Raw genomic sequence first — 25,619 nt, 5'->3', positions numbered from 1 at the left:
CCACGCCATGCGTGGATGCTTTTGCTCTGCTTCCCGAACTCACCTTGAAAAAAACACTCGCCGCATCGCCACCCGCAGGTGCATCGGAAATCCCAGCGCCGCTTCCTCGGCCATCACCCCTCGCAAGCCGGCGCCCCACTCCGCCTCCGGCAGCACGTTGAATCCTTCACTGCCGTAAAACGCCGCATTCCACGGCACATCGGACAGCGTGGTCAGCACCGCGGCAGGGTAGCCACGCGCCCTGGCCTCGGCCAGCGCATGCCGCAGCAGCGCGCGTCCGTAGCCACGCCGCGCCTGGGCAGGATCCACATCCATCTGCAGCACGTGGAAATCACCATCGAGCGCACCGCCCAGCAGGTAGCCGGCGATGCTGCCATCGACGCCCTCGATGACCCACAACTGCCCACGCTGCAGTCCAGCCTGCAACGTCGCAAGGTCCAGTCCATGGCTGGCGAACACAGGGTACGCCTCGTGCCCGCGCAGCAGTTCGCCCGCACGCTGTTCGATGCGGGGCAGCGCGTCGAGCTCGCCGACGCGCGGTGGTCTCGGCTCAGCTTTTCTTGATGGGTCGCTGCCAGCCATCGATCGTTTCCTGGCGCGCACGGGCCACGGTCAGCTTGCCGTCCGGCGCAGTGCGGGTGATGACCGAGCCTGCAGCAATCGTCGCGCCTTCACCGATCAACACCGGCGCCACCAGCGAACTGTTGGAGCCGATGAAGGCGTTGTCGCCGATGGTGGTGGTCGACTTGTTCACGCCGTCGTAGTTGCAGGTGATGGTGCCCGCACCGATGTTGACCTTGCTGCCGATCACCGCGTCACCCAGGTAGGTCAGGTGGTTGGCCTTGCTGCCCATCCCCAGGGAGACCTTCTTGGTCTCCACGAAGTTGCCCACGTGCACGCCATCGGCCAGCACGGTACCCGGGCGCAGGCGCGCGAACGGGCCGATCTGTGCCGCCCCCTCGCTGATCACGCCTTCCACATCGCAGTGCGCACGCACTTCAGTGCCCGCGCCGAGGGTGACGTCCCTCAGGCGGGTGAACGGGCCGATGGTCACGCCATCGCCCAGCACCACCTTGCCTTCAAGGATCACATCGACATCGATCATCACGTCGCTGCCGACGATCACTTCACCACGGATATCGACCCGCGCCGGGTCCCGCACGCGCGCGCCCTGAATGCACAGCGCGCGCACCGCGCGCCGCTGCCAGGCCCGTTCCAGCTGCGAGAGCTGCCATGGATCATTCGCGCCTTCCGCGTCCTGCGCATCGGCCACCAGGGCCATCTCCGCCGGAGTGAACTCACGGGCGGCAAAGGCGAACACATCGGTCAGGTAGTACTCGCCCTGCGCGTTGCTGTTGGACAGCTGCGACAGCCAACGGCGTAGCGCCGTCGACTCGGCAGTGATGATGCCGGTGTTGATGATGCGCACCCGGCGCTGTTCATCGTCGGCGTCCTTCTGCTCGACAATCGCACCCACCTTGCCTTCGGCATCGCGCAGCACGCGACCATAGCCGGTGGGATCCTCGACGTCGGCAACCAGCACGGCCAGCCGGCCCGGCTGGGCCAGCAGGTCGCGCAGGGTCTGCGCATGGATCAACGGCACATCGCCGTACAACACCAGCACCTGCGCGGCATCGGGCACCTCGGGCATGGCCTGGGCAACGGCGTGGCCGGTACCCAGCTGCTGCGCTTGTTCCGCCCACAACAGGTCCGGCTGGTCAGCAAAGTAATGCCGCACCTGGTCCCCGCCGTGGCCGTAGACCACGTGGATGGCAGCCGGCTGCAGCTCGCGCGCCGTGGCGATCACATGCGCCAGCATCGGCTGCCCGGCAATCGGCTGCAGCACCTTGGGCAACACCGATTTCATGCGCTTGCCGGCGCCAGCGGCGAGGATGATGACGTGCAGGGGTTGGGTCATGGAGAGGGGCCGCGCAGCGGCGGCAATCTGAGGACTGGCTGATAGGATAGCCGAGCTCTTTCCCCGCCTGACGTGAACCATGCGCCGCCTGAAGGAACGATTCCTCGATCTGCTGCCCTGGATGGGCCCGCTGCTGCTGGGCGGCATCGGGAAGGTACGGCAATGACGCTCGTCCGCCAGGGCAGCTCATACATCGTCATCGGGCTGGTGCAGCTGCTGCTGGACTGGCTGGTGTTCGTGGGCAGCACCGCACTCGGGCTGCCCGTGGCCCCTGCCAACATCGTCGGCCGTTTGGCCGGCATGTTGCTCGGCTTCTGGCTCAACGGCCGCTATACCTTTGCTGCCGCTGGCCAACAGCGCCTGGGCTGGAAGCGCTTCGCGCGCTTCCTCCTGCTGTGGATGCTGCTGACCGCGGCCAGCACCCTGCTGGTGACTGCGGCCGACCATGCATTGGGGCTGCAGTACGCGTGGCTCGCCAAGCCGCTGGTGGAAGGCGGCCTGGCCCTGGTGTCGTTCATGCTGCTGCGGCACGTGGTGTACCGCTGACCGGATTCATTGAAGGCCAGCGTCGCCAGCCAGACGTGCGCGCAATCCCTCGCGCCACAACTGCAGCGGGCTGTAGCGCAACTGCACTTGATGGCGGCCTGCCGGCATGCACAGCGCATGGAACAGGCCATTGCCCCGCAGCAGCGGCAGTACGGTGCCGTCGGCCAGGCGTGCCTGCCAGCCACGGGCGGTCACCTCATTGACCACGACCCATGCGGGGCGGTCGGCTTCCACCGTGAGCTCGATCCGGCCAGGCTGATAGTGCTGTACCTGGATGTTGGCCTCACCGGCATTCTGCTCAGGGCATGTGGCGCTGGCCAAGGCCGGCAACCAGAGCTGCCGGCTGAAATCGGTCTGGTTGAATTCATCCGCCGGAGGCAGACGCGCATCGTGGCGTCGGACGTCCCGAGGATTGAGCACGCGCGGCAGCACGCTGTCGCGTCGCGCGAGCTCGATCTGGTCACCCTGCGCGCTTGAACCCGGGAACGGATCCTGGGCCAGCAGCCAGCGCACGCCCAGCAGATCGTACAACGGCGCTGTCGTGTCCGGCACCCAGGCCGTCGGCAGCTTCTGCTGGAATGTATCCACCGGCTCACCCGGCATGCCGGTCATCTGCAGGTAGTCGCTGGCCAGCAGCGGGTTGTAGCCGTTTGCCAGCGCGATCGCATGGACCGCAGCGCCGTTGGTGAGCCCGCCGATGCCGAAGACCACAGCGCGCTCGGGCAATCCGGGTTGCCGCTCTGCCGCGAGCAGCGCGTAGGCCCGCTGCGCCGGCCCGGCGCGGTCGGCGGTCAGCACCGACTTGGTGCCACTGCCCGCGTTGAAGCGGGTCCCCACGTTGAACAGCAGCAGGTCAAACAGCACCAGCGCAAACAGCCAGCGCTCGGGTGCCCGGTGGCGGCGCAGCAACAGCACTGCCGCACTCCCCAGGGCCGCGCTGATGCCGAGCCAGGCAAAAGCCACCAGCTGACCGCGCTCGATCGCCATCCATGCACTGGAAACGGCCAGCAATGCGACAGCACCCACAGACGTCCACGGCAACCGCAACGGGCCTCGCTGCAGTGCGACCTGCAAGGCGTTGGCACCCAGCCAAGCCGCTGCGGGAAGGGTAAGGAACAAGGCATCAGCAGGACGCCGGAACAGATCCAGGCCTGGCAGCCAGGTGAACAACCACGGGAACAGTGGCGTTGCCCCACCCAGCGCGATCAGCACCGTCAGGATTACCACTGCCAGCGCGATGCGCGTCGCAGCGGGTTTGCGCCGCAGCACTTCGCCGCCCCATCCCAACCAGAGCGCCAGCGGCACCGCGCCGAGATAAAGGTAATCGGCGCTGATGTCACCAAAGGCCCAGCTATCACCGCGCCCTTGCGAGAACACGTTTCCGGACAGAAGCGTGGCCAGGGTCTGCCAATGGATGGCGCCGGGCAGTGCGCCCTGCAGCGACAACCCGTCGCGATTGGTCTCGCCCAGCCACGCCAGCGTGGACAACCACTGCGGCGCACTGATAGCGCCCGCGAGCAACGCGACAAGGCCGAACCGCAGCAGCATTCGCACGTGCTGGCCCTTCGCCAGCACAACCGCACCCACGGCATGGATCGCGCAGGCGAGGATGATGAAATAGGTGACCTGGGTCAGCTGCAGCGCACACAGTCCACCGGCGATGCCTGCCAGCAGCACATCACGCCCGCGCCCATGGCGGCGGACCTGCTCCATGCCCAGCCACAGCCATGGCAGCAGGCTGTAGCTGATGATCATCGGCGTGTGCTGCAGGCGCGATGCAGCCACCCCGCCGAACATCAACACCAGGGCGAACAGCAACTGCGCCGGTGGCGGCATCCCCTGCACGCGGCCCAGCCGCAAGGCACCGAAGCCACCTGCCAGCACGTGCAGCAGCACGACTATGGTGAACAGATGCAACGACGTCGGTGCCAGCAGCATCGGCAGCAGCATGCTCGGCTGCAACGTCATCATCTGCGGGTCGGCCAGCTGCGGGTAGCCGCCGTACAGATACGGATTCCACCACGGCGCCTGCAGATGACGCAGTTGCTCAGCGCTGAAGCTGACCGCCGGGAAGAACTGTTGCACGGCGTCGAACGGAATGGTCTTGATGCCCAGCAGCCACGGCAGGCAGAGCACGATCCAGGCAATCAGGAACATGCCTTCCGGTGTGCGCCAGCGGCACTGCCAGCCCCCCATGCCCTGCGTCGCTGTCGATGACTGCTGCATTCCCTGCCTCCTTGGAAAACAAACAAAAACGCCGGCATGGCAGCCGGCGTTCCTGCATTCACCCGTGCCTTGCGGGCACAGATGTCACCTCGGCACGGTTCAGTGCTTGAGGGTCTTGCGCAGGCGCTCCAGCGCCTGCAGCTGGACAACGGCTTCGGCCAGCTTCTGCTGGGCTTCGGCCACTTCCATCGCTTCACCACGGTTGGCCAGGATGCGCTCGGCTTCTTCCTTGGCCTTGCGGACCGAGGCTTCGTCGATGTCCTGTGCGCGGATCGCGGTGTCGGCCAGCACGGTCACCACCTGCGGCTGCACCTCCAGGATGCCGCCGGAAATGGCGAAATCCAGCTGCTCGCCGCTCGGCGTGGTCACTACCACCTTGCCCGGCTTCAGGCGGGTGATCAGCGGTGCGTGCTTGGGCGCGATGCCCAGTTCGCCCAGCTCACCGGTGGCCACGACCAGGGTCGCTTCGCCACGGAAGATTTCCTGCTCGGCGCTGACGATGTCGCAACGGATGGTGCTCATGTAACTCTCTTCGCTAGGGGGCGGGTCGAACCCACCGCAGGGATTCCGCAGCGGTGGGCGCAGGCCCACCCCGTGTCACGGTCGGGACGGGCGTGTGCCCGTCCCTGCCGCATCAGGCCTTCTCGGCCATCTTCTTGGCCTTCTCGACCGCTTCTTCGATGCTGCCGACCATGTAGAACGCCTGCTCCGGCAGGTGGTCGTACTCGCCATCGACGATGGCCTTGAAGCCACGGATGGTGTCCTTCAGCGACACGTACTTGCCCGGCGAGCCGGTGAACACTTCGGCCACGTGGAACGGCTGGCTGAAGAAGCGCTCGATCTTGCGGGCACGCGACACGGCCTGCTTGTCTTCTTCGGACAGTTCGTCCATGCCCAGGATGGCGATGATGTCCTTCAGTTCCTTGTACTTCTGCAAGGTCTGCTGGACGCGCTGGGCGGTGTCGTAATGCTCGTGGCCGATGACCAGCGGATCCATCTGGCGGCTGGTGGAATCCAGCGGATCGACCGCCGGGTAGATACCCAGCGAAGCGATCGAACGCGACAGGGTCACGGTCGAGTCAAGGTGGGCGAAGGTGGTCGCCGGCGACGGATCGGTCAAGTCATCGGCCGGCACGTAGACGGCCTGGATCGAGGTGATCGAACCATTCTTGGTCGAGGTGATGCGCTCCTGCAGGACACCCATTTCCTCGGCCAGGGTCGGCTGGTAGCCCACTGCCGACGGCATACGACCCAGCAGTGCCGACACTTCGGTACCGGCCAGGGTGTAGCGGTAGATGTTGTCGACGAACAGCAGCACGTCCTTGCCCTTGCCGTTCTCGTCCTTCTCGTCGCGGAAGTACTCGGCCATGGTCAGGCCGGTCAGGGCGACGCGCAGACGGTTGCCCGGCGGCTCGTTCATCTGGCCGTACACCATCGCGACCTTGTCCAGGACGTTGGAGTCCTTCATCTCGTGGTAGAAGTCGTTGCCCTCACGGGTACGCTCACCCACGCCGGCGAACACGGACAGACCGCTGTGCGCCTTGGCGATGTTGTTGATCAGTTCCATCATGTTGACGGTCTTGCCGACGCCGGCGCCGCCGAACAGGCCGACCTTGCCGCCCTTGGCGAACGGGCACATCAGGTCGATGACCTTGATGCCGGTTTCCAGCAGTTCGGTGGCCGGGGACTGGTCTTCGTACGACGGAGCAGCACGGTGGATTTCCCAGGTGTCGCTGGCGGCGACCGGGCCGGCTTCGTCGATCGGACGGCCGAGCACGTCCATGATGCGGCCCAGGGTGCCAGCGCCGACCGGCACGGAAATGCCGCGCTCGGTGTTGGTGGCCACCAGGTTGCGCTTCAGGCCATCGGTGGAGCCCAGCGCGATGCAGCGGACCACGCCGTCACCGAGCTGCTGCTGCACTTCCAGGGTGATTTCGGTGTTGTCCACCTTCAGCGCGTGGTACACCTTCGGCACCGACTCGCGGGGGAATTCGACGTCGACGACGGCGCCGATGATCTGAACGATCTTGCCCTGACTCATTGCTGCATCCTCTAAATGTGTGCTTTTAACGAACGCGGTCAGACTGCTGCCGCGCCGCCGACGATTTCGGAGATTTCCTGGGTGATCGCTGCCTGGCGGGCCTTGTTGTAGACCAGCTGCAGGGTTCCGATCAGCTTGTTGGCGTTGTCACTGGCCGACTTCATCGCCACCATGCGCGCGGCATGCTCGGAAGCGACGTTTTCCAGCAGCGCCTGGTACACCAGCGACTCGATGTAACGCGTCATCACGTGCTCGAGCACGGTCGCGGCATCGGGTTCGTACAGGTAGTCCCAGTCGTGGTGCGCAACCTGCTTCTCGGCGGCCGGCAGCGGCAGCAGCTGATCGAAGCTGGCCTTCTGCACCATCGTGTTGACGAAGCGGTTGTAGACCAGATACACGCGGTCGACCTTGCCTTCGGTGAAGGCGTCGAGCATGACCTTGATCACACCGATCAGCGATTCCAGCTTCGGCGTGTCGCCGATGTGGGTCACCGTGCCGACCATGTTCACCTTGACCCGGCGGAAGAAGGTCGATGCCTTCTGGCCGATGGTCACCAGGTCCACTTCGGCGCCCTTGTCCTGCCAGGCCTTGGCTTCGCCAAGCATCTTGCGGAACAGGTTGTTGTTGAGGCCGCCGGCCAGACCGCGATCGGAGGAGATCACGATGAAACCGACCCGCTTGACCTGTTCACGCTCGACCAGGAACGGATGCTGGTAGTCGGTGCTGGCCTGCGCCAGGTGGCCGATCACCTGCTTCATCGCCTGCGCGTACGGACGCGAGGTCTTCATCCGATCCTGCGCCTTGCGGATCTTGGAGGCCGAGACCATTTCCAGGGCGCGCGTCACCTTGCGGGTGTTCTGCACGCTCTTGATCTTGGTTTTGATTTCGCGTCCGCTTGCCATCTTTTATTCCCGTGGCGCGGGGCCTGGGCCCCGCGTTGTTCAACCGTTTGATCGTCTGGTCCAGCGGAGCATCGCTCCGCTCTACAGGACCTCGATTACCAGCTGCCGGTGGTCTTGAACTCGACGATGCCCTTCTTGAAGGCACCTTCGATGTCGTTGTCCCAGCCGCCGGTGGCGTTGACCTTGCCGATCAGCTCGCCCTGGGTATTGGCGAAGTGCGCGTGCAGGCCTTCTTCGAACGCCAGCAGCTTGCTGACCGGCACGTCGTCGAGGTAACCCTCGTTGACGGCGTAGATCGACAGCGCCTGGTTGGCGATCGACATCGGCGCGTACTGCTTCTGCTTCATCAGCTCGGTGACGCGCTGACCGCGCTCCAGCTGCTTGCGGGTGGCTTCGTCCAGATCCGAAGCGAACTGCGCGAACGCAGCCAGCTCGCGGTACTGGGCCAGCGAGATACGGATGCCGCCGGACAGCTTCTTGATGATCTTGGTCTGTGCCGAACCACCGACGCGCGACACCGAGATACCGGCGTTCACGGCCGGACGGATGCCGGCGTTGAACAGATCGGTTTCCAGGAAGATCTGGCCGTCGGTGATCGAGATCACGTTGGTCGGAACGAAGGCGGAGACGTCGCCAGCCTGGGTTTCGATGATCGGCAGCGCGGTCAGCGAACCGGTCTTGCCGGTGACCTTGCCTTCGGTGAACTTCTCGACATATTCCTCGGACACGCGGGCAGCGCGCTCGAGCAGACGGGAGTGCAGGTAGAACACGTCACCCGGGTAGGCTTCACGGCCCGGCGGGCGCTTCAGCAGCAGCGAGATCTGGCGGTAGGCCACGGCCTGCTTGGACAGATCGTCGTACACGATCAGCGCGTCTTCGCCGCGGTCCATGAAGTACTCACCCATGGTGCAGCCCGAGTAGGCGCTGATGTACTGCATCGCGGCCGATTCGGACGCGGTGGCAGCCACCACGATGGTGTGCGCCAGGGCGCCGTTCTCTTCCAGCTTGCGCACGATGTTGGCAACGGTCGAGGCCTTCTGGCCGATCGCTACGTACACGCACTTGATGCCGGTGCCCTTCTGGTTGATCACCGCATCGATGGCCAGCGCGGTCTTGCCGGTCTGGCGGTCACCGATGACCAGCTCGCGCTGGCCACGGCCGATCGGGATCATCGAGTCGACCGACTTGTAACCGGTCTGCACCGGCTGGTCGACCGACTTGCGCCAGATCACGCCCGGCGCAACGCGCTCCACCGGAGCGGTCAGGTCGGTGCCAAGCGGGCCCTTGCCGTCGATCGGCTCGCCGAGTGCGTTGACGACGCGGCCCAGCAGTTCCGGACCGACCGGCACTTCCAGGATGCGGCCGGTGGTCTTGGCGACGTCACCTTCGCGCACTTTCTCGTAGCCACCCAGGACCACGGCGCCGACCGAGTCGCGCTCCAGGTTCAGGGCCAGGGCGAAGGTGTTGTTCGGCAGTTCGATCATTTCGCCCTGCATCACGTCGGCCAGACCGAAGATGCGCACGATGCCGTCGGACACGCTGGTCACGGTGCCTTCGTTGCGCGATTCCGCGGCCAGCTTGACCTTCTCGATGCGGTTCTTGATCAGTTCGCTGATTTCGGAGGGGTTGAGCGTGGTTGCCATCGTCAAGTCCTAGTGCCGGCAGCGGGGCCGGACGTTAAATGAATTCAGTTAGCGAGCGCGGTCTGCAGACGGGCCAGCTTGCCCTTCAGCGAACCATCGATGACCACGTCGCCGGCGTCGATCACAGCGCCGCCGATCAGCGAGGCGTCGACCGCGGTGGTCACTTCGACCTCGCGGTTGAAGCGCTTGCGCAGCGCGGCCTTGATCGCGTCCAGCTCGGCAACCGACAGCTCGGCCGCGGAGGTCACCGTGGCCTTGACCACGTGCTCGGCCTCGGCGCGCAGCGCGTCGAACATGCCAGCGATTTCCGGCAGCAGCGGCAGACGATGCGATTCGGCAAGCACAGCCAGGAAGCGCGAGTAGGTCTCGCCGCGGGACTCCGGCGCCAGCAGGGCGACGGCGTCGTCGCGACCCAGCTCCGGGTTGGCGAGCAGGGCCGCCACGCGCGGGTCGGCGGCGACGTGGGCGGAGAACGCCAAAGCGTCCGACCACGGCGCGAACGCGCCTTCGTCACGCGCGGTCGCGAAGGCGGCGCGGGCGTACGGGCGGGCAAGCGTGAGGGCCTGGCTCATCCTTAAATCTCCGAGGCCAGCTCGTCGAGCAGCGCCTTGTGGGCGTTGGCGTCGATTTCGCGCTTGAGCAGCTTTTCGGCACCGGTCACGGCCAGCGCGGACACCTGCTTGCGCAGATCTTCACGGGCACGGTTGGCGGCGGCGTCGATTTCAGCCTGGGCCAGGTCCTTCTGACGGGTGGCTTCGGCAACAGCTTCGTTGCGGGCCGCGTCGACGATCTGGTTGGCACGCGCATGGGCCTGATCGATGATCTCGTTGGCCTTGGTGCGGGCTTCCTTCAGCGCTTCATTGACCTTGTCCTGCGCCTGGGCCAGATCTTTCTGGCTGCGGTCGGCAGCAGCGAGGCCTTCAGCGATCTTCTGCTGGCGCTCTTCGATCGCGTTCATCAGCGGCGGCCAGATCTTGGTCGCGATGAGCCAGATCAGGGCGGCAAAGGCCAGGGCCTGGGCGATGAGGGTAAAACCGATATCCATGGGGTTCGCTCAGTCGGTTGTGACGGGATGGAGGCGCCGCCACACGGGCGGCGCATCCGAACCTTCATCCGCGACCAGGCGCCTGCGGCGCCCGGTCGTTTCGCTTTCGCTGGATCAGCCAGCGATTGCCGGCAGACGCGAGACGAACTCGCCGACCATCGGGTTGGCGAAGGCGAACAGCAGGCCCACGGCGACCGAGATGATGAAGGCGGCGTCGATCAGGCCGGCGGTGATGAACATGCGGACCTGCAGGACCGGGATCAGTTCCGGCTGGCGCGCGGCCGACTCCAGGAACTTACCGGCCATGATGGCCAGACCCAGACCGGCGCCCAGCGCGGCCAGGCCGATCATGATGCCGACGGCGAGGACGGTGGAGCTCTGAACTTGGGCGAGATTGGTCAGGACGGCGAAGTACATGGTTTTCTCCAGGAACTTGATTGCTAAGGGTTTAGAAACAAACGGATGAAGGGTGAAGCGAAACTCAGTGAGCGTCTTCCGACAGGCTCAGGTACACGATGGACAGCATCATGAAGATGAAGGCCTGCAGCGGAATCACCAGAAGGTGGAACAGCATCCAGCCGAAGCCGGCGAACGCGCCTGCAAACATGCCGGCGATACCTGCACCGCCCAGCACCCAGATCAGCAGGAACACGATTTCACCGCCGAACATGTTGCCGAACAGTCGCATCGCCAGCGAGATCGGCTTGCTCAGCCACTCGACGATGTTCAGGATCAGGTTGAACGGCATCATCCACTTGCCAAACGGTGCGGTCAGGAATTCCTTGGCGAAACCGCCAAAGCCCTTGGCGCGCAGCGCGAAGAACAGCATCAGGAAGAACACGCTGATCGACATGCCCAGGGTGGCATTGACGTCAGCGGTGGGGACCGGCTTCCAGTACGGCACGCCCATCAGTTCGAGCGGCTTGGCGATGAAGTCGGCCGGGATCATCTTGATGAGGTTCATCAGGAGGATCCAGAAGAAGATCGTGATCGCGATCGGGGTCACCAGCTTGCTGGTGCCGTGGTAGGTGTCCTTGGCCTGGCGGTCAACGAACTCCAGGCAGATCTCGACGAACGCCTGCCACTTGCCCGGCACGCCGGAGGTGGCCTTGCGGGTGCCGAGCCAGAAGGCGACGACCATCACCAGGCCCATCAGCAGCGAGGTCACCAGCGTGTCCACGTGGATTGCCCACGGAGAGCCATGACCTGCAGTCAGATTGTGCAGGTGATGCTGGATGTAGGAGGTGGGTGTAAGCGCCTCGCCTGCCATGTGTCCGGAACCTTAAGTTAAATGAATTCGATTAGCGCCTGGCCATGGCCAGGACCTGGAACATCAGCCCGACGGCGATACCGGCCAACAGCGCCAATGCAGGCAGCTTGAAGACCAGGAACCCCACCATCAGGACACCAAAAACGAGCGCCCACTTGGCCACGATCGCAACGATCAGGCGCGCCATGGCCGAACCGGCCCCCAGCGCACCACCACCCAATGCCATCCGTGCCGCCACCCAACCACCGGCCGAGACCGCCACGCCGGATGCCAGGGCACCAAGGGCATACTTCGGCCCTACCAGCAGGAAGGCCAGAGCCAGGACAGCCACTGCGGCCAGCGGGTAGACCGCGGCGCGCAGCATCAGTCGCCGACCCGTTTCTACGGAGTTCAGCACAGGACGTCCCGCGTGGTTACAAGTGGATGGCTGAGGCGACTACAGCAGGGGGGCCTCATCGAGCCGCCAAATTATAGCAATGGGACAATTTGCGAGACAACCGGTCCCTGTTCATATCGGAACAGCGCAAGTTGCGGTAAGGGCTGCGGATTTGCAGCCCACCACGGGGACAATGACATCTGCGCAATGTTGCGGCGCAACGCATTGAACTTTGGTCGCAGGCGATGGAACTTTCCGCCGACGGCAATGGTCCGATCCTGCGACCTGCCTGCAGCTACCTCGTCGACGCTTCGCCTGCAGGTCCCCATGATGGCCCCGAAGCGCCGCTCCGGGGCCATCTTTTTCGCACGGCACCGACAGCGCTGAACCGTCCACACCGCGTGGACCATACCTTCACGAATGGTGGACAGCGACGTCCGGCAAAGTGGTCTTCATTCCGATGAACCACTGCAAGGACTCTTTCGATGCGCTCCGTCCCCACCCTGCTCGCCCTCTCGCTTCTCGCTGCCGGCGCGTCGTTCGCCTCCGCCGCCCACGCCGCCGAGGGCGATGACCGCTTCGCCCTGCGCCTGGGCGCGATGAACATCGACTCGGACAACACCCTGCGCGGCAACACCAATGTCGCCGGCCAGGACGTCGGCTTCTCCGAGGACTTCAAGCTGGGCGGCAAGGAATGGGAGCCGCGTATCGACGGCATGTTCCGCATCAGCAACCGCCAGCGCCTGCTGTTCAACTACTTCAAGTACGACAAGGACCGCCGCGAGACGCTCGGCCAGGACATTTCCTTCGGCAACGTCAACGTGCCGGCCGACAGCTTCGTCAAGGCCGAGCTGAAGTACCAGGTGGCCAGCCTGGTGTATGACTACTCGGTGGTGGACACCGAGAAGTTCGACCTCGGCCTGCAGCTGGGTGCCGAATACGCCAAGGTCAGCACCAAGGGCTACGCCGACCTGGGTACGGTGTACGAAGGCCAGTTCCTGGACGAGAAGACCGATGGTGTTGCGCCGGTGGTCGGTGCACGCCTGAGCTTCACCCCGTCCGAAAAGTGGATGATCACCCTGCAGGGCCAGTACCTCAACACGCGCTGGGGCAGCTTCGACGACTACAAGGGTGACCTCAGCCGCGCCAACGCGATCGTCGATTACCGCTTCACCCAGAACTTCGGTGTGTTTGCTGGCTACGACTGGTTCAAGCTGGATGCGGACAAGAAGGGCAGCGACGGCACCATCGGCCTGAAGCAGGAATTCAAGGGCCCGGTGGCCGGTATCAGCGTCACCTTCTAAGCCCTACGCCTCTTCCACAACGCTCTCTCCTGGCGCGGCCTCCGGAACATCGGGGGCCGCGTTTTTTTGTGCTGTTGTTCCGTGCAGGGGCAAGAGCAGGATGGTCGAGCGCTGGAGGGATAGGGGGCTGGGTGCGAATGTCCCCCGGCGCCGGCCTGCGGCCGTCACCTCCTCCTTTACTTCGCACCCAGCCCCCTCTCCCTCCGCGTGTCAGGCATCCACGCGGCCGTTGCCGTGGCAGCGGCTGCGGCTCCTCTTTCCGCAAGCCGAGCCGCTACGCGGGTGGCAGGCGTTTGGACAAAGTAAAGGAGGAGGCGACCGCCACAGGTGGGCGACGGGGGACATTTGTCCAAACGCCTGCCACCCGCGCAGCGGCCCTACAGCTCGCAAAAATCCGGAGCGGAGAAACGAAAAACCCCGGCAGATGCCGGGGTTTCTCGTTCGCAAAGGCGCGGACGCCTTATTTTTTCTTCGGCATGTACAGATCGGTGATCGTGCCGTCGTAGATTTCCGAGGCCATCGCCACCGATTCGCTCAGTGTCGGGTGCGCGTGGATGGTGTGGCCGATATCTTCGGCTTCGGCACCCATTTCGATGGCCAGGCCGATCTCGGCCAGCAGATCACCCGCATGCACGCCGACGATGGCACCACCAATGATGCGGTGGCTGTCTTCGTCGAAGATCAGCTTGGTGAAGCCCTCGGTGCGACCGATGCCGATCGCACGGCCGCTGGCGGCCCACGGGAACTTGGCCACGCCGACCTTCAGGCCCTTGGCCTTGGCTTCGGTCTCGGTCACGCCGACCCAGGCGATTTCCGGGTTGGTGTAGGCCACCGACGGAATCACCCGCGCCACCCACTCCTTCTTGTGGCCTGCAGCCACTTCCGCGGCCAGCTTGCCTTCGTGCGTGGCCTTGTGGGCCAGCATCGGGTTGCCGACGATATCGCCGATGGCAAAGATGTGCGGCACGTTGGTGCGCATCTGCCGGTCGACCGGAATGAAGCCGCGGTCGGTGACCTGCACGCCGGCCTTGTCCGCATCGATCTTCTTGCCGTTCGGCGAGCGGCCCACGGCCACCAGCACGCGGTCGAAGGTGCCCTGCGCCAATGCCGGCGTCTGCCCTTCCTCGGCGGCTTCGAAGGTCACGGTGATGCCCTTGGCATCGGCGGTCACGCCGGAGGCCTTGGTCTTCAGGTGAACCTCGATGCCCTGCTTCTTCAGGCGGTCGGCCAGCGGCTTGACCAGGTCCTTGTCGGCGCCCGGCATCAGCTGGTCCATGAACTCGACCACGGTGACCTTGCTGCCCAGCGCGCCATACACGGTGGCCATTTCCAGGCCGATGATGCCGCCACCGACGACCAGCAGCGAACCCGGCACTTCAGCCAGTTCCAGAGCGTCGGTGGAGTCCATCACGCGCTTGTCGTCCCACGGGAAGTTCGGCAGCTTCACCGCCTGCGAACCGGCGGCGATGATGCACTTCTGGAAGCGCAGCAGCTGGGTGCTGCCGTCTTCAGCCGTGATCAGCAGTTCGTTGGCCGACACGAACGTGCCAACGCCCTGCACGTTGCGGACCTTGCGCTGCTTGGCCATGCCGGCCAGGCCCTTGGTCAGCTGGTTGACGACCTTTTCCTTGTACTGGCGCAGCTTGTCCAGGGTGATGGTCGGCTTGCCGAACTCCACGCCGAAATCACCGGCGTGGGCCACTTCGTCGATCACCGCTGCGGCGTGCAGCAGGGCCTTGGACGGGATGCAGCCCACGTTGAGGCAGACACCGCCGAGGCTGGCGTAGCGCTCGACCAGGACCGTATCCAGGCCGACGTCGGCGGCGCGGAAGGCGGCGGTGTAGCCGCCCGGGCCGGAGCCCAGCACAACCATTTCGCATTCGATGTCGGCGGTTTTGCCACTGGCCAGCGCCGGCTTCGGTGCGGCCGGCTCGGCCGGGGCGCGGTGCGACGGGGTCACCGGCGGCTTGCTGGCCGGAGCGGCCGCCGCCGGGGTCGGCGCAGCAGCCTTGGCCGGCGCTTCAGCGGCGCCCTCGGTCTCCAGCAGCACGACGACCGCGCCCTCGGACAGGGTGTCGCCCAGCTTGACCTTGATTTCCTTGACCACGCCGGCAGCCGAGGACGGCACTTCCAGGGTGGCCTTGTCCGACTCCAGGGTCACCAGACCCTGGTCTTTCTTCACCGTATCGCCAACGGCGACCAGCACTTCGATCACCGGTACATCGCTGTAATCGCCGATGTCGGGAACCTTGATTTCAATCGTGGCCATGGTGGGTTTTCCTCGTGCCCGACCGGCGTAGCCGGCGGGCTGTCACTGCGTTTCGACAGGCGGCCGCGCCAGGGGCAGCGGCCGCACGGTGGGGGCGAAGCGGTGCCTTACAGCAGCACGCGGCGCATGTCGGCCAGCACCTGCGAGAGGTACGTGGTGAAGCGTGCGGCCAGGGCGCCATCGATGACGCGGTGGTCGTAGCTCAGCGACAGCGGCAGCATCAGCTTCGGCGCGAATTCCTTGCCGTTCCAGACCGGCTGGATGGACGACTTGGAGACACCGAGGATGGCCACTTCCGGCGCATTGACGATCGGGGTGAACGCGGTGCCGCCGATGCCGCCCAGCGAGCTGATCGAGAAGCAGCCGCCGCTCATGTCGGCCGGGCCCAGCTTGCCGTCGCGCGCCTTCTTGGCCAGTTCGCCGGTTTCCTGCGCGATCTGCACCACGCCCTTCTTGTCGACATCGCGGATGACCGGAACGACCAGGCCGTTCGGGGTATCGGCCGCGAAACCGATGTTGAAGTACTTCTTCAGGGTCAGGTTCTCGCCGCTGGCATCCAGCGAAGCGTTGAACTCCGGGAACTGCTTCAGCGCCGCAGCGCTGGCCTTGATCAGGAAGGCGAGCATGGTCAGCTTGATGCCGGCCTTCTCGTTCTCCTTGTTCAGCGCCACGCGCAGGCCTTCCAGGTCGGTGATGTCGGCCTGCTCGAACTGGGTGACGTGCGGGATCATCGCCCAGTTGCGGGCCAGGTTCGCACCGGAGATCTTCTTGATGCGCGACAGCGGCTGCACTTCAACGTCGCCGAACTTGCTGAAATCGACCTTCGGCCACGGCAGCAGGTTGAGGCCACCACCGGCGGCCACGGTGCCACCAGCAGCGGCCGGAGCGCCGCCGCTGAGCGCGGCCTTGACGAACTTCTGCACGTCGGCCTTGCTGATGCGGCCGCCCTTCTCGCTGCCGCTGACCTGCAGCAGGTCAACACCCAGCTCACGGGCGAACACGCGCACCACCGGCGATGCGTAGGGCACCTTGGCGGGCAGCACGCCATCGGCGTTGAACTGCACCGGCGGGCTGCTCGGCGCACCGGCCGAGGGGGCGCTGGCGATCTCGCGGGCGGCCAGCTTGTCCGGCTGTGCCGCTACAGCGACCGGCTCGACCTTGGTGGCCGTCTCGGCGGCGGCCGGGGCAGCGGCGGCGGCGGCCTTGCTCGGGGCCGGGGCGGCAGCGCCTTCGGCTTCGATGATGGCGACCACATTGCCCTGCGACAGATTGTCGCCGACCTTGACCTTGATCTCCTTGACCACGCCAGCGACCGACGACGGCACTTCCATGGTGGCCTTGTCGCTTTCCAGCGTGACCAGGCCCTGGTCCTTCTTCACCGTATCGCCCACGGCGACCAGCACTTCGATGACCGGAATGCCGCTGTAGTCGCCGATATCCGGCACCAGCGCTTCAACCGCGCCACCGCTGGCAGCGGGGGCGGCCGGGGCTGCAGCGGCCGGAGCGGGAGCCGCCTGGGTGGCAGCCGCCGGAGCAGCGGCCTTGGCCGGTGCCGGCGCAGCGGCAGCAGCCGGCTGGGCAGCCTCGCCGTCGGCCACTTCGATCAGCGCCACGACCTTGCCTTCGGACAGGCTGTCGCCCAGCTTGACCTTGATTTCCTTGACCACGCCGGCCACCGAGGACGGCACCTCCATGGTCGCTTTATCGCTTTCCAGCGTGACCAGGCCCTGGTCCTTCTTCACCGTATCGCCGACGGCAACAAGCACCTCGATTACCGGGATATCGCTGTAGTCACCGATATCGGGGACACGTGCTTCCTTGATTTCGGCCATGGGGAGAACTCCGGCAATCTGGTGTAGGGAAACGTCTATTGTGCGGCCAGCGGGAGCCAGCGCCAACCGTTACAGGTGTTTTCAGTACGCACGCAGCCGGGACACGCTGTTGCTCATGGCTCGCCGACGCCTCCAGTCGGTAGCGTATTGTCCCGTCGATGTCCGCTTGATGTCGCCAGAGCGACGGCCACCGGCTGCCAGGCCTGACGCAGGCGCGGCAACGACCATGCTGCATTGGCGGGGCTGGTGGACGGCAGCGCCAGCACTGTTGGCGAGGCGGCCAGCTGCGGCAGCACCCAGCGCTGGAACGCCTGCATCGCTGCAGCGCCATTGCAGCCGATCAGCTGCAGGTCAGGCAGCGTGGCGATCAGTGCGGGAAGTGCATTGGCTACTTCCGTTCCTCGCACGATGTCCGCATCCAGGCTGCCGCGCCGTTCGCAGCGGCCGATCACATCCCACAGGCCGATGCCATTGGCGGCCAGCGCCTGCAGTCGCTGCGCATACGGCAACGACGGATCGAAGCCGCACAGGTCGCCGAGCAAGGGCCAGAAGCGATTGCGTGGGTGCGCGTAGTAATGCTGTGTCTGCAACGAAGCGACACCGGGCATTGAGCCCAGCAGCAACACCCGGCAATCCGTGTTCACCTGCGCAGGCAGGCCGATGCACAACGTTGCGGCGCTCACATCTTCTCCAACTGCATGAATATTCCGGAATGGCAGAAACCGCATGAAAACAAGCGTTTCGCGCTGTTCGCTGAACAATGCGAACTAATTTTTAACGCGCGTCGGATTCGATTCATGTTGGGGCGACTACGGTGTGCTCGCCCCGCAACCGGGGGCCCAAAACAAGAAACATTAGGAGATTCCCCCATGCGCTCCATCCGTATCCTGAGCCTCGCCCTGCTGACCTCCGCCGCGTTTGCACCGGCTGCCTTCGCGCAGGACAGCAGCACCACCGACACCGCCTCGGGCAAGCATTTTGCCGTGGTTGGCGGCGTCTCGCTGCTGCAGCCGAAGAATGACCCGATCGATGGCATCAAGAAGGTCGATGGCGGCCCGGCACCGACCGTCAGCTTCAGCTACTACATCAACGACAACTGGGCCGTTGAACTGTGGGGCGCTGCAGACAAGTTCGACCACAAGGTGAAGGGCCCGGGCAATGCCCGCCTCGGCAGCGTCGAGCAGCAGCCGGTCGCACTGAGCGGCCAGTACCACTTCGGCCAGGCTGACAACGTGTTCCGTCCGTTCGTGGGCGTGGGCTACTTCCAGTCGGCTTTCAGCAATGAAACCCTGGCAGACGGCAGCGACTCCGACATCCGCCTGAAGGATGCCAAGGGCGTGATCGGCACCGTCGGTGTGGACATGAACATCAACTCGACCTGGTTCGCCCGTGCCGACGCCCGCTACATGCGTTCGCGTCCGGACGTGAAGGTCGGCGGCGAGAAGATCGGCGAAGCGAAGATGGATCCGTGGACCGTCGGCTTCGGCATCGGCGCCCGCTTCTAAGCGCTTCTGCGTCATTGTTGTACCGCGACGGGCCCTTCGGGGCCCGTCGTCGTTTCCGTCACCCGCGTTCTGTAGAGTCGACAAACGGGATGCGGAGGCGCGATGGACGAGGTCGACCTGCTGGTGATCGGCGGTGGCATCAACGGTGCCGGTATCGCCCGTGATGCCAGTGGCCGTGGCCTGAAGGTGCTGCTGTGCGAACAGCACGACCTGGCAGCGCACACTTCCAGCGCAAGCAGCAAGCTGATTCATGGTGGCCTGCGCTACCTGGAGCAGAGCGAGTTCGGCCTGGTGCGCAAGGCGCTGGGCGAGCGCGAAGTGGTACGCCGGCAGGCGCCGTTCCTGGTGCGGCCGCTGTGCTTCGTGCTTCCGTGGCAACCGCACCTGCGGCCACGCTGGATGCTGCGCCTCGGCCTCTGGCTGTATGACCACCTGGGCCGGCGCAGCCCCGCCTTCCCTGCGTCGCGCAGCATGGATCTGCACGACGATCCGCTCGGCGCGCTGCTGTCGCCCCAGCTGCGGCAGGCCTTCAGCTATGCCGATGCGCAGGTGGACGATGCGCGGCTGGTCATCCTCAACGCGCTCGACGCTGCGCAACGGGGTGCTCGCATCCTGACCGGCACGCGCTGCATGGACCTGCGACGCGAGCACGGACGCTGGCGCGTCGTACTGGAAGACACGTCCGGCCATCGGCAGACCGTGCAGGCACAGGCGGTGGTCAACGCCACAGGTCCTTGGGCCGGCGGCCTGCTGGAGCGGATGCACGCCCGTAGCGGCGGACCTGCGCTGCGCCTGGTGCAGGGCAGCCACATCGTGCTGCGCCGCCCCTGGCCGAACGACAGGGCCTGCCTGCTGCAGCAGCCCGACGGCCGCGTGGTGTTCCTGCTGCCCTTCCATGACCATCTGCTCATCGGCACCACCGACACCGACTACCGCGGCGACCCCGCACGCTGCAGTGTGCTGCCCTCGGAAGTGGACTACCTGTGCAGTGCAGCCAACGGCTACCTGCGCGATCCGGTCGCACCTGCCGAGGTGGTCTGGCAGTTTGCCGGCGTGCGCCCGTTGCTGGCCGACCCGGACCCGCGCGCGGCGAAACTGAGCCGTGACTATCGCCTGCAACTGGACGCCGACGGTGCGCCTGCGCTGCACGTGCTGGGCGGCAAGCTGACCACGTACCGGGTGCTGGCCGAGGAAGCACTGGATCTGCTGCGTCCCTATCTGCCGCACGCAGGCCCAGCCTGGACGGCGGCAGGCGACCCGCTGCCCGGCAGCGACTGGGGCGATGCCGGGCAGGCACGCGAGCACCTACAGCAACAGGCCCCGTGGCTGCCGGAGGCCACGCTGCGACGCTGGGCAAGCGCCTATGGCAGCCGCAGCGTCGATCTGCTGCACGGCACGCACAGCCTGCTCGATCTGGGCGAAGACTTTGGCGCAGGCCTGCACGCACGCGAGGTGGCGTACCTGTGCGACCACGAGTGGGCCCGCACCGCCGAGGATGTACTGTGGCGACGGAGCAAGCTGGGGCTGCAGATGGATACGGCGCAGGCGGCACGGCTGCAGGCGTGGATGGATTCACATTGCCGGTAATGCCAAGCGCGGCCCGCCGCCGCCGATGCATTACGATTTCAACATTGCCACTGGAGACGCTGCATGACGCCCCGCTACGTGCTGGCCATCGACCAGGGAACCACCAGTTCGCGCGCGATCCTGTTCGATCGTGGCGGCGACATCATCGGCAGCGCGCAGCGCGAGTTCGCCCAGTTGTTTCCACAGCCGGGCTGGGTCGAGCATGACCCGCGCGAGATCCTCACCAGCGTCTACGCCACGATCACCGAACTGCTCAGCCGCGAACAGATCGACCCCCGCCACATCGCAGCGCTGGGCATCACCAACCAGCGCGAAACCACCGTGGTCTGGGACCGTGCCAGCGGCCAGCCGATCCACAACGCCATCGTCTGGCAGTCGCGGCAGAGCCAGGCGATCTGCGAGCGGTTGAAGTCCGGCGGCCACGAAGCGCTGATCCGCGAGCGCACCGGCCTGCTGATCGACGCCTATTTCTCGGCCACCAAGATCCGCTGGATCCTCGATCACGTCGAAGGCGCGCAGCAGCGGGCCGAACGTGGCGAGCTGCTGTTCGGCACCATCGACAGCTGGCTGGTGTGGAATCTCAGCGGCGGCCAGGCGCACGTGACCGACTACAGCAACGCCGCGCGCACGCTGCTGTTCAACATCCATACCCTGGAATGGGACGATGACCTGCTGGCACTGCTGGACATCCCGCGTGCGATGCTCCCGCAGGTGCGTGATTCCAGTTCGGTGTATGCGCACACGCGCCCGCAGTTCTTCTTCGACCACCCGATCCCGATCGCCGGCATCGCCGGCGACCAGCAGGCCGCGCTGTTCGGCCAGGCCTGTTTCGAGCCGGGCATGGTCAAGAACACCTATGGCACCGGCTGCTTCATGCTGATGCACACCGGCACGCAGGCCGTACGCTCGCGCAATGGCCTGCTGACCACCATTGCCTGGGGCCTGGATGGAAAGGTGGAATACGCGCTGGAGGGCTCGATCTTCGTCGCCGGCTCGGTAGTGCAGTGGCTGCGCGATGGCCTGCGCATGATTGATCGTGCCGGCGACAGCCAGGCCTTGGCCGCACAGGTGCCGGACAGCGCGGGGGTATATCTGGTGCCGGCCTTCGTCGGCCTGGGTGCACCGTACTGGCGCAGCGACGTGCGCGGCGCGATGTTCGGTCTGACCCGCGGCACCCGCAAGGCGCACTTCGTGCGGGCAGCGCTGGAGGCGATGGCCTACCAGACCCGCGACGTACTGGATGCGATGCAGTCCGATGCGGGCATCTCGCTCAGTGAACTGCGCGCCGATGGCGGCGCGATCGGCAACGACTTCCTCGCCGGCTTCCAGGCCGACATCCTCGGCGTGCCGCTGCTGCGCCCCCGGCTGACCGAGACCACCGCGCTGGGTGCGGCCTACCTGGCGGGGCTGGCGGTCGGCTTCTGGGAAAGCCGCGAGCAGATCGCGGCACAGTGGGGGCTGGATCGCCGCTTCGAACCACAGATGGCGGTGGCCCGGCGCGAGAAACTCTACGCAGGATGGCAGCAGGCCGTGGCCGCCACCCTCGCCTTCCACGTCGATTGACATTGTAGAGCCGAGCCATGCTCGGCTGCCGTTGGTGGAATGCCGAAAACAGCAGAGCCGAGCGTGGGCTCGGCTCTACAGGAAGGGCAGTGTCGACCAAGGTCGACACCTACCACAGGCATCGTCAGCGGATCAGCGCGGTCAGAACGCCGGCAGCACCGCGCCCTTGTACTTGGTCTCGATGAAGGCCTTCACCTGCGGGCTGGTCAGCGCCTTGGCCAGCTTCTGCACGCGGGCATCGTCCTTGTTGTCCGGGCGGGCAACCAGGAAGTTCACGTACGGCGAGTCCTTGCTCTCGATCGCCAGTGCGTCCTTGGTCGGGTTCAGGCCGGCATCCAGCGCATAGTTGGTGTTGATCAGGGCCAGATCGACCTGGTCCAGCACGCGCGGCAGCATGGCCGAATCCAGCTCGCGGAACTTCAGGTTCTTCGGGTTGGACACGATGTCGCGCTGCGTGGCCAGCGCATTGGTCGGGTCCTTCAGCTCGATCACGCCGGCCTTGTGCAGCAGGATCAACGCGCGGCTGTTGTTGCTCGGGTCGTTGGGGATCACCACGTCGGCCCCTTCACGCAGCTCGGCCAGCGACTTGATCTTGCGCGAATAAGCACCGAACGGCTCGATGTGCACGCCCACCACCTTGGTCAGGTCGGTCTTGCGATCGCGATTGTAGGCGTCCAGGTACGGCTCGGTCTGGAAGTAGTTGGCATCCACCTGCTTCTGCACCAGCTGGTCGTTGGGCTGCACGTAGTCGTTGAACACGCGCACGTCCAGCTCCACGCCTTCCTGCTTGAGGATCGGCTTGACCACTTCCAGGATCTCGGCGTGCGGCACGGCAGTGGCGGCCACCACCAGCTTCTGCGAAGGCTCGCCGGACTTGCCGCAGGCGGTCAGTGCCAGCGCAGCGGCGAACAGGGGCAGCAACAGGGTCTTCTTCATGGGCGCAATCGATCTCGGGGGGAGGTGTCAGGATTTTTCGTAGTTGGTCAGGGCCAGTTCCAGCAATGCCTTGGCCTGCTCGCGCAGCATCATCGGTTCGACGATCTCGGCATCGGACCCGTAATGCAACACGTCCATCAACAGTTCGCGCGACACGCTGTAAGGCACCTTCAGTTCGTAGCGGCCATCGGCGAGGAAGCGGCCCTGTTGCTTGGAGTGCCAGTGTTCGTCGGCCACCCAGCGCGCGGCCTTGGCACTGAACAGGATGGTCGCCCAGCCCTTCGGCGCACCGGAGAAGATGCCGTAGCTGGCGCCCAGCTGCTCGTCCAGCTCGCTGTCGGCGACATCGCGGGCGGTGCTGTCGATCACCCGCGCCTTGTAGATGCGGTCCACCGCGAAGCTGCGCAGGGCCTCGCGATCATGGTCCCAGCCGTCCAGATACCAGTTGTCGCGGTAATGGGTCAGCCGCTGCGGCGATACCGTGCGCTTGGTCGCTTCGTCGGTCGAGCGGGCACGGTATTCAAAGCCCAGCTGCTTGCGCTCCAGCACTGCCGAGGCCACCGAACGGAAGCTGGCTTCATCGAACTTGCGGCCACGGTGCGGAATCACCCGGACCCGGTCCACCGGCCAGCTGGAAACACCTGCCTGGGCAGCCAGCAGGCTCTCGATGCGCTGCTGCAGCGGCGCCAGCACCGAAGACAGCACACCGCCGCCGGTACGGGCCAGCAGGTGCTGCGAGGCCAACAGGGCGTGCAGCTCCTCCGAGCTCAGCCACAGCCCGGGCAGCTCGAAGCGGTCGCTCTCGTCGGCCATGTAGCGGAAGCCGGCCTCGCCATCGCCCTCGATCGGCGCCATCAGCGCATCGCGCAGGAACGCCAGGTCGCGGTAGACGGTGGCCCGGGAGCAACCGAGCTTGTCCTGCAGGGTCGCCACCGTCACCGGATAGCGTGCGGACTTGAGCAGACGATGCAGGGCGGTGATGCGTTCGTATCGGTCCATGCCCCCGATTATGTCCGAGTCTCGGGCGTTGTGGCGGACGATTGGGCTATCGTGAGCGCCCCCTGCCCTGCGGAGCGCCCGATGCGCCGGTTGTCTGTCCTGCCCCTGTTGGCCTGCGTGCTGCTGGCCGCCTGCGACCGCGCACCGGCGCCCACCGATGCTGCGACGCCCGTCCCCGCTGCCGATCCGGCGCAGGCGGTGCTGTCTGCGAGCCAGCGGTTTGCCGCCCTGCGCAGCTTCCATGCCGAGCTGGAGGTGCTGGGCGCGCAGCAACCGGTGCGCACCGCGATGGACTTCGTCGCCCCGGATCGCTTCCGGGTGCAGACCCCGGCCGGGCCGCAGGTGATCATCGGCGACACCATGTTCCTGCAGGCCGACGATGCGATCCGCCAGGTGCCGACCCCGCCAGGGTTGCTGGAGCAATGGCGCAGCCCGCTGCCCGCCGATATCCCCGCCCAGGCCCTGCAGGCCGAAGACCTGGGCGAGCAGACGCTGGAGGGCGTCAGCACGCGCCACTACCGCCTGCGTGGCGCCACCGCCGGTGAACGCCTGGAGTACTGGGTGGATGCGCAGGGCCTGCCACGGCAGATCGTGCGCAGTGGCCACAACAACGGCAAACCCTTCCAGCTGCGGCTGCGGTACTCGCGCTTCAACGATCCGGCCCTGCAGATCGATCTGCCCTGAATGGGGCTCGCCGGCAACGCCTGCTGAAGCAGGCGGGACGGGCGATTCGGACGGTCATCACGCTTCCAGTATCATCACTGGCTGCCAATCGCTTCGGAGAAGCCTCGATGTCCCTGCGCGTGTCCCTGCTGGTCCCCTTGCTGCTCTGCGCCCCGCTGGCGTATGCGCAGGATGCCTCCGAACTGGCGGCGATGTCCTCGCCGTGGAGTGGCAGTGGTGGCGAACTCGGCTTCGCGTCGGCCCGTGGCAACAGCAGCACCGAGAGCTTCAACGGCCGCCTGCGCCTGCGCTACACCGATGGCGACTGGGTACACAGCATGGACCTGTTCGGCCTGCGCTCCAGCTCCAAGGTGATCGAGACCAGCGACGACGGCACCACCACCCGCCGCAACAACACCACCGCCAACCGCTACACCGGCAGTGCGGGCAGCGCGTTGCAGCTGGGCGAACATCGCCAGCTGACCGCCACGGTACGTACCGAGCGTGATGACTTCGCCACCTACGACCGGCAGAGCTCGTTCGGTCTGGGTTACGGCACCCGGCTGTGGAACACCGAGCGCTTCTCGTTCGACGCTCAGATCGGCCCGGGTGTGCGCCGCACCCACAGCACCGAGGACGACCGCACCCGCACCGGCCTGATCGGTCGTGGCCTGTTCGACCTGAAGTACTCGCTGACCGACAACACCGACCTGATCAACACCCTGCTGGTCGAATCGGGTTCGTACAACACCTTCGGCCAGAACGATTTCGGTGTCTCGGTGAGCATGAACGAGCACCTGGCGCTGAAGGCCGGCTGGCAGGCGCGTTACAACAGCGACGTCGCCGTGGACAAGCGCAAGACCGATACGCTGACCACGATGAACGTGGTCTACAAGTTCAAATAAGCGAAACGGGCGCCAGGCGCCCGTTTTCTTTTCCGGTAGTGCCGGCCGCTGGCCGGCAACCTCATGATCCCGATTGAATGCGGTTGCCG

The 25,619-nt window shown here is 65.6% G+C and carries 24 protein-coding genes; 7 read left to right on the top strand and 17 right to left on the bottom strand.

The window, feature by feature from the left end:
* Positions 1 to 39: 39 nt before the first annotated feature.
* Positions 40 to 582, bottom strand: a complete 543-nt coding sequence (locus tag ACQ5SA_RS15650; RefSeq protein ID WP_499314853.1) for a GNAT family N-acetyltransferase — start codon at positions 580 to 582, stop codon at positions 40 to 42.
* Positions 551 to 1,918, bottom strand: coding sequence for a bifunctional UDP-N-acetylglucosamine diphosphorylase/glucosamine-1-phosphate N-acetyltransferase GlmU (gene glmU / locus ACQ5SA_RS15645; RefSeq protein ID WP_499314851.1), 1,368 nt, complete (start codon positions 1,916 to 1,918; stop codon positions 551 to 553). Before glmU ends, ACQ5SA_RS15650 begins: the two co-directional genes overlap by 32 nt.
* Before the next feature lie 162 nt (positions 1,919 to 2,080).
* Between glmU and ACQ5SA_RS15640 the strand changes: the two genes are divergently transcribed.
* A complete protein-coding gene (locus ACQ5SA_RS15640; RefSeq protein WP_230111833.1) occupies positions 2,081 to 2,464 on the top strand; it encodes a GtrA family protein in 384 nt (127 codons plus the stop codon).
* A gap of 6 nt (positions 2,465 to 2,470) precedes the next feature.
* Here the strand turns inward: ACQ5SA_RS15640 and ACQ5SA_RS15635 are convergent, their stop codons facing one another.
* The 10 genes from ACQ5SA_RS15635 to ACQ5SA_RS15590 form a co-directional block, all read right to left on the bottom strand.
* Complete coding sequence (locus ACQ5SA_RS15635) at positions 2,471 to 4,690, bottom strand: putative glycosyltransferase family protein (protein WP_499314849.1); 2,220 nt, start codon at positions 4,688 to 4,690, stop codon at positions 2,471 to 2,473.
* Positions 4,691 to 4,789: 99 nt separating this feature from the next.
* Positions 4,790 to 5,212 carry a F0F1 ATP synthase subunit epsilon gene (locus tag ACQ5SA_RS15630; protein WP_025877355.1) on the bottom strand — a complete coding sequence of 141 codons (423 nt, stop codon included), beginning with the start codon at positions 5,210 to 5,212 and terminating at the stop codon, positions 4,790 to 4,792.
* A gap of 112 nt (positions 5,213 to 5,324) precedes the next feature.
* Positions 5,325 to 6,731, bottom strand: coding sequence for a F0F1 ATP synthase subunit beta (gene atpD / locus ACQ5SA_RS15625; RefSeq protein WP_089237045.1), 1,407 nt, complete (start codon positions 6,729 to 6,731; stop codon positions 5,325 to 5,327).
* 38 nt (positions 6,732 to 6,769) lie between these two features.
* Positions 6,770 to 7,633, bottom strand: a complete 864-nt coding sequence (atpG, locus tag ACQ5SA_RS15620; RefSeq protein ID WP_089237047.1) for a F0F1 ATP synthase subunit gamma — start codon at positions 7,631 to 7,633, stop codon at positions 6,770 to 6,772.
* 95 nt (positions 7,634 to 7,728) lie between these two features.
* On the bottom strand, positions 7,729 to 9,276 hold the full coding sequence (atpA, locus tag ACQ5SA_RS15615; RefSeq protein ID WP_089237049.1) for a F0F1 ATP synthase subunit alpha: 1,548 nt from the start codon (positions 9,274 to 9,276) through the stop codon (positions 7,729 to 7,731).
* Positions 9,277 to 9,320: 44 nt separating this feature from the next.
* Positions 9,321 to 9,848: a F0F1 ATP synthase subunit delta gene (locus tag ACQ5SA_RS15610; RefSeq protein ID WP_230111829.1), complete on the bottom strand. Its 528-nt coding sequence runs from the start codon at positions 9,846 to 9,848 to the stop codon at positions 9,321 to 9,323.
* 2 nt (positions 9,849 to 9,850) lie between these two features.
* On the bottom strand, positions 9,851 to 10,321 hold the full coding sequence (locus ACQ5SA_RS15605; protein WP_025877365.1) for a F0F1 ATP synthase subunit B: 471 nt from the start codon (positions 10,319 to 10,321) through the stop codon (positions 9,851 to 9,853).
* A 114-nt stretch (positions 10,322 to 10,435) separates the two neighbouring features.
* Positions 10,436 to 10,738 (bottom strand): F0F1 ATP synthase subunit C, encoded by a 303-nt coding sequence (atpE, locus tag ACQ5SA_RS15600; protein ID WP_089237053.1) that lies wholly within the window; start codon positions 10,736 to 10,738, stop codon positions 10,436 to 10,438.
* Positions 10,739 to 10,802: 64 nt separating this feature from the next.
* Positions 10,803 to 11,591 (bottom strand): F0F1 ATP synthase subunit A, encoded by a 789-nt coding sequence (atpB, locus tag ACQ5SA_RS15595; protein ID WP_089237055.1) that lies wholly within the window; start codon positions 11,589 to 11,591, stop codon positions 10,803 to 10,805.
* Between the two features lie 31 nt (positions 11,592 to 11,622).
* Positions 11,623 to 11,955, bottom strand: a complete 333-nt coding sequence (locus ACQ5SA_RS15590) for a hypothetical protein (RefSeq protein ID WP_032952006.1) — start codon at positions 11,953 to 11,955, stop codon at positions 11,623 to 11,625.
* A gap of 497 nt (positions 11,956 to 12,452) precedes the next feature.
* Between ACQ5SA_RS15590 and ACQ5SA_RS15585 the strand changes: the two genes are divergently transcribed.
* Positions 12,453 to 13,271 (top strand): hypothetical protein, encoded by an 819-nt coding sequence (locus ACQ5SA_RS15585; RefSeq protein WP_108268351.1) that lies wholly within the window; start codon positions 12,453 to 12,455, stop codon positions 13,269 to 13,271.
* Between the two features lie 460 nt (positions 13,272 to 13,731).
* Here ACQ5SA_RS15585 and lpdA read toward each other — a convergent pair whose 3' ends face one another.
* From lpdA to ACQ5SA_RS15570, 3 genes are all read right to left on the bottom strand, one after another.
* The gene (gene lpdA, locus ACQ5SA_RS15580) at positions 13,732 to 15,540 is read right to left on the bottom strand and encodes a dihydrolipoyl dehydrogenase (RefSeq protein ID WP_499314846.1); all 1,809 of its coding nucleotides are present in this window, start codon (positions 15,538 to 15,540) and stop codon (positions 13,732 to 13,734) included.
* Positions 15,541 to 15,647: 107 nt separating this feature from the next.
* Complete coding sequence (aceF, locus tag ACQ5SA_RS15575; RefSeq protein WP_499314844.1) at positions 15,648 to 17,372, bottom strand: dihydrolipoyllysine-residue acetyltransferase; 1,725 nt, start codon at positions 17,370 to 17,372, stop codon at positions 15,648 to 15,650.
* A 113-nt stretch (positions 17,373 to 17,485) separates the two neighbouring features.
* The gene (locus ACQ5SA_RS15570; RefSeq protein WP_353100995.1) at positions 17,486 to 18,055 is read right to left on the bottom strand and encodes a DNA-deoxyinosine glycosylase; all 570 of its coding nucleotides are present in this window, start codon (positions 18,053 to 18,055) and stop codon (positions 17,486 to 17,488) included.
* Positions 18,056 to 18,241: 186 nt separating this feature from the next.
* On the opposite strand from ACQ5SA_RS15570, the gene ACQ5SA_RS15565 reads away from it, so the two are divergent.
* The 3 genes from ACQ5SA_RS15565 (at position 18,242) to glpK (ending at position 22,027) form a co-directional block, all read left to right on the top strand.
* Complete coding sequence (locus ACQ5SA_RS15565; protein ID WP_049464294.1) at positions 18,242 to 18,877, top strand: OmpW/AlkL family protein; 636 nt, start codon at positions 18,242 to 18,244, stop codon at positions 18,875 to 18,877.
* Between the two features lie 102 nt (positions 18,878 to 18,979).
* On the top strand, positions 18,980 to 20,464 hold the full coding sequence (gene glpD, locus ACQ5SA_RS15560) for a glycerol-3-phosphate dehydrogenase (RefSeq protein WP_499314842.1): 1,485 nt from the start codon (positions 18,980 to 18,982) through the stop codon (positions 20,462 to 20,464).
* Between the two features lie 63 nt (positions 20,465 to 20,527).
* Positions 20,528 to 22,027: a glycerol kinase GlpK gene (glpK, locus tag ACQ5SA_RS15555; RefSeq protein ID WP_353100990.1), complete on the top strand. Its 1,500-nt coding sequence runs from the start codon at positions 20,528 to 20,530 to the stop codon at positions 22,025 to 22,027.
* Between the two features lie 141 nt (positions 22,028 to 22,168).
* Here the strand turns inward: glpK and ACQ5SA_RS15550 are convergent, their stop codons facing one another.
* Both ACQ5SA_RS15550 and ACQ5SA_RS15545 read right to left on the bottom strand, forming a co-directional pair.
* Positions 22,169 to 22,963, bottom strand: a complete 795-nt coding sequence (locus ACQ5SA_RS15550; protein ID WP_223486710.1) for a MetQ/NlpA family ABC transporter substrate-binding protein — start codon at positions 22,961 to 22,963, stop codon at positions 22,169 to 22,171.
* 27 nt (positions 22,964 to 22,990) lie between these two features.
* Complete coding sequence (locus tag ACQ5SA_RS15545) at positions 22,991 to 23,962, bottom strand: helix-turn-helix transcriptional regulator (protein ID WP_089237071.1); 972 nt, start codon at positions 23,960 to 23,962, stop codon at positions 22,991 to 22,993.
* An 81-nt stretch (positions 23,963 to 24,043) separates the two neighbouring features.
* On the opposite strand from ACQ5SA_RS15545, the gene ACQ5SA_RS15540 reads away from it, so the two are divergent.
* Together ACQ5SA_RS15540 and ACQ5SA_RS15535 are read left to right on the top strand one after the other, a co-directional pair.
* Positions 24,044 to 24,646 (top strand): LolA family protein, encoded by a 603-nt coding sequence (locus ACQ5SA_RS15540; protein ID WP_230111815.1) that lies wholly within the window; start codon positions 24,044 to 24,046, stop codon positions 24,644 to 24,646.
* 107 nt (positions 24,647 to 24,753) lie between these two features.
* Entirely contained in the window at positions 24,754 to 25,530 is a 777-nt protein-coding gene (locus ACQ5SA_RS15535) for a DUF481 domain-containing protein (RefSeq protein ID WP_089237075.1), read from the top strand.
* Positions 25,531 to 25,619: the final 89 nt, after the last annotated feature.

Origin of the sequence: Stenotrophomonas indicatrix (genome assembly GCF_050573115.1) — a bacterium.
Taxonomy (GTDB): domain Bacteria; phylum Pseudomonadota; class Gammaproteobacteria; order Xanthomonadales; family Xanthomonadaceae; genus Stenotrophomonas; species Stenotrophomonas lactitubi_A.
The sequence above is the reverse complement of the archived record's forward strand: the minus strand, read 5'-3'. Positions and strand labels throughout refer to the sequence as shown.

Excerpts from the sequence above, each read along its gene's own strand:
- ACQ5SA_RS15650 (WP_499314853.1), bottom strand. The coding sequence starts at position 582 with ATGGCTGGCAGCGACCCATCAAGAAAAGCTGAGCCGAGACCACCGCGC.
- glmU (WP_499314851.1), bottom strand. The coding sequence starts at position 1,918 with ATGACCCAACCCCTGCACGTCATCATCCTCGCCGCTGGCGCCGGCAAG.
- ACQ5SA_RS15640 (WP_230111833.1), top strand. The coding sequence starts at position 2,081 with ATGACGCTCGTCCGCCAGGGCAGCTCATACATCGTCATCGGGCTGGTG.
- ACQ5SA_RS15635 (WP_499314849.1), bottom strand. The coding sequence starts at position 4,690 with ATGCAGCAGTCATCGACAGCGACGCAGGGCATGGGGGGCTGGCAGTGC.
- ACQ5SA_RS15630 (WP_025877355.1), bottom strand. The coding sequence starts at position 5,212 with ATGAGCACCATCCGTTGCGACATCGTCAGCGCCGAGCAGGAAATCTTC.
- atpD (WP_089237045.1), bottom strand. The coding sequence starts at position 6,731 with ATGAGTCAGGGCAAGATCGTTCAGATCATCGGCGCCGTCGTCGACGTC.
- atpG (WP_089237047.1), bottom strand. The coding sequence starts at position 7,633 with ATGGCAAGCGGACGCGAAATCAAAACCAAGATCAAGAGCGTGCAGAAC.
- atpA (WP_089237049.1), bottom strand. The coding sequence starts at position 9,276 with ATGGCAACCACGCTCAACCCCTCCGAAATCAGCGAACTGATCAAGAAC.
- ACQ5SA_RS15610 (WP_230111829.1), bottom strand. The coding sequence starts at position 9,848 with ATGAGCCAGGCCCTCACGCTTGCCCGCCCGTACGCCCGCGCCGCCTTC.
- ACQ5SA_RS15605 (WP_025877365.1), bottom strand. The coding sequence starts at position 10,321 with ATGGATATCGGTTTTACCCTCATCGCCCAGGCCCTGGCCTTTGCCGCC.
- atpE (WP_089237053.1), bottom strand. The coding sequence starts at position 10,738 with ATGTACTTCGCCGTCCTGACCAATCTCGCCCAAGTTCAGAGCTCCACC.
- atpB (WP_089237055.1), bottom strand. The coding sequence starts at position 11,591 with ATGGCAGGCGAGGCGCTTACACCCACCTCCTACATCCAGCATCACCTG.
- ACQ5SA_RS15590 (WP_032952006.1), bottom strand. The coding sequence starts at position 11,955 with ATGCTGCGCGCCGCGGTCTACCCGCTGGCCGCAGTGGCTGTCCTGGCT.
- ACQ5SA_RS15585 (WP_108268351.1), top strand. The coding sequence starts at position 12,453 with ATGCGCTCCGTCCCCACCCTGCTCGCCCTCTCGCTTCTCGCTGCCGGC.
- lpdA (WP_499314846.1), bottom strand. The coding sequence starts at position 15,540 with ATGGCCACGATTGAAATCAAGGTTCCCGACATCGGCGATTACAGCGAT.
- aceF (WP_499314844.1), bottom strand. The coding sequence starts at position 17,372 with ATGGCCGAAATCAAGGAAGCACGTGTCCCCGATATCGGTGACTACAGC.
- ACQ5SA_RS15565 (WP_049464294.1), top strand. The coding sequence starts at position 18,242 with ATGCGCTCCATCCGTATCCTGAGCCTCGCCCTGCTGACCTCCGCCGCG.
- glpD (WP_499314842.1), top strand. The coding sequence starts at position 18,980 with ATGGACGAGGTCGACCTGCTGGTGATCGGCGGTGGCATCAACGGTGCC.
- glpK (WP_353100990.1), top strand. The coding sequence starts at position 20,528 with ATGACGCCCCGCTACGTGCTGGCCATCGACCAGGGAACCACCAGTTCG.
- ACQ5SA_RS15550 (WP_223486710.1), bottom strand. The coding sequence starts at position 22,963 with ATGAAGAAGACCCTGTTGCTGCCCCTGTTCGCCGCTGCGCTGGCACTG.
- ACQ5SA_RS15545 (WP_089237071.1), bottom strand. The coding sequence starts at position 23,962 with ATGGACCGATACGAACGCATCACCGCCCTGCATCGTCTGCTCAAGTCC.
- ACQ5SA_RS15540 (WP_230111815.1), top strand. The coding sequence starts at position 24,044 with ATGCGCCGGTTGTCTGTCCTGCCCCTGTTGGCCTGCGTGCTGCTGGCC.
- ACQ5SA_RS15535 (WP_089237075.1), top strand. The coding sequence starts at position 24,754 with ATGTCCCTGCGCGTGTCCCTGCTGGTCCCCTTGCTGCTCTGCGCCCCG.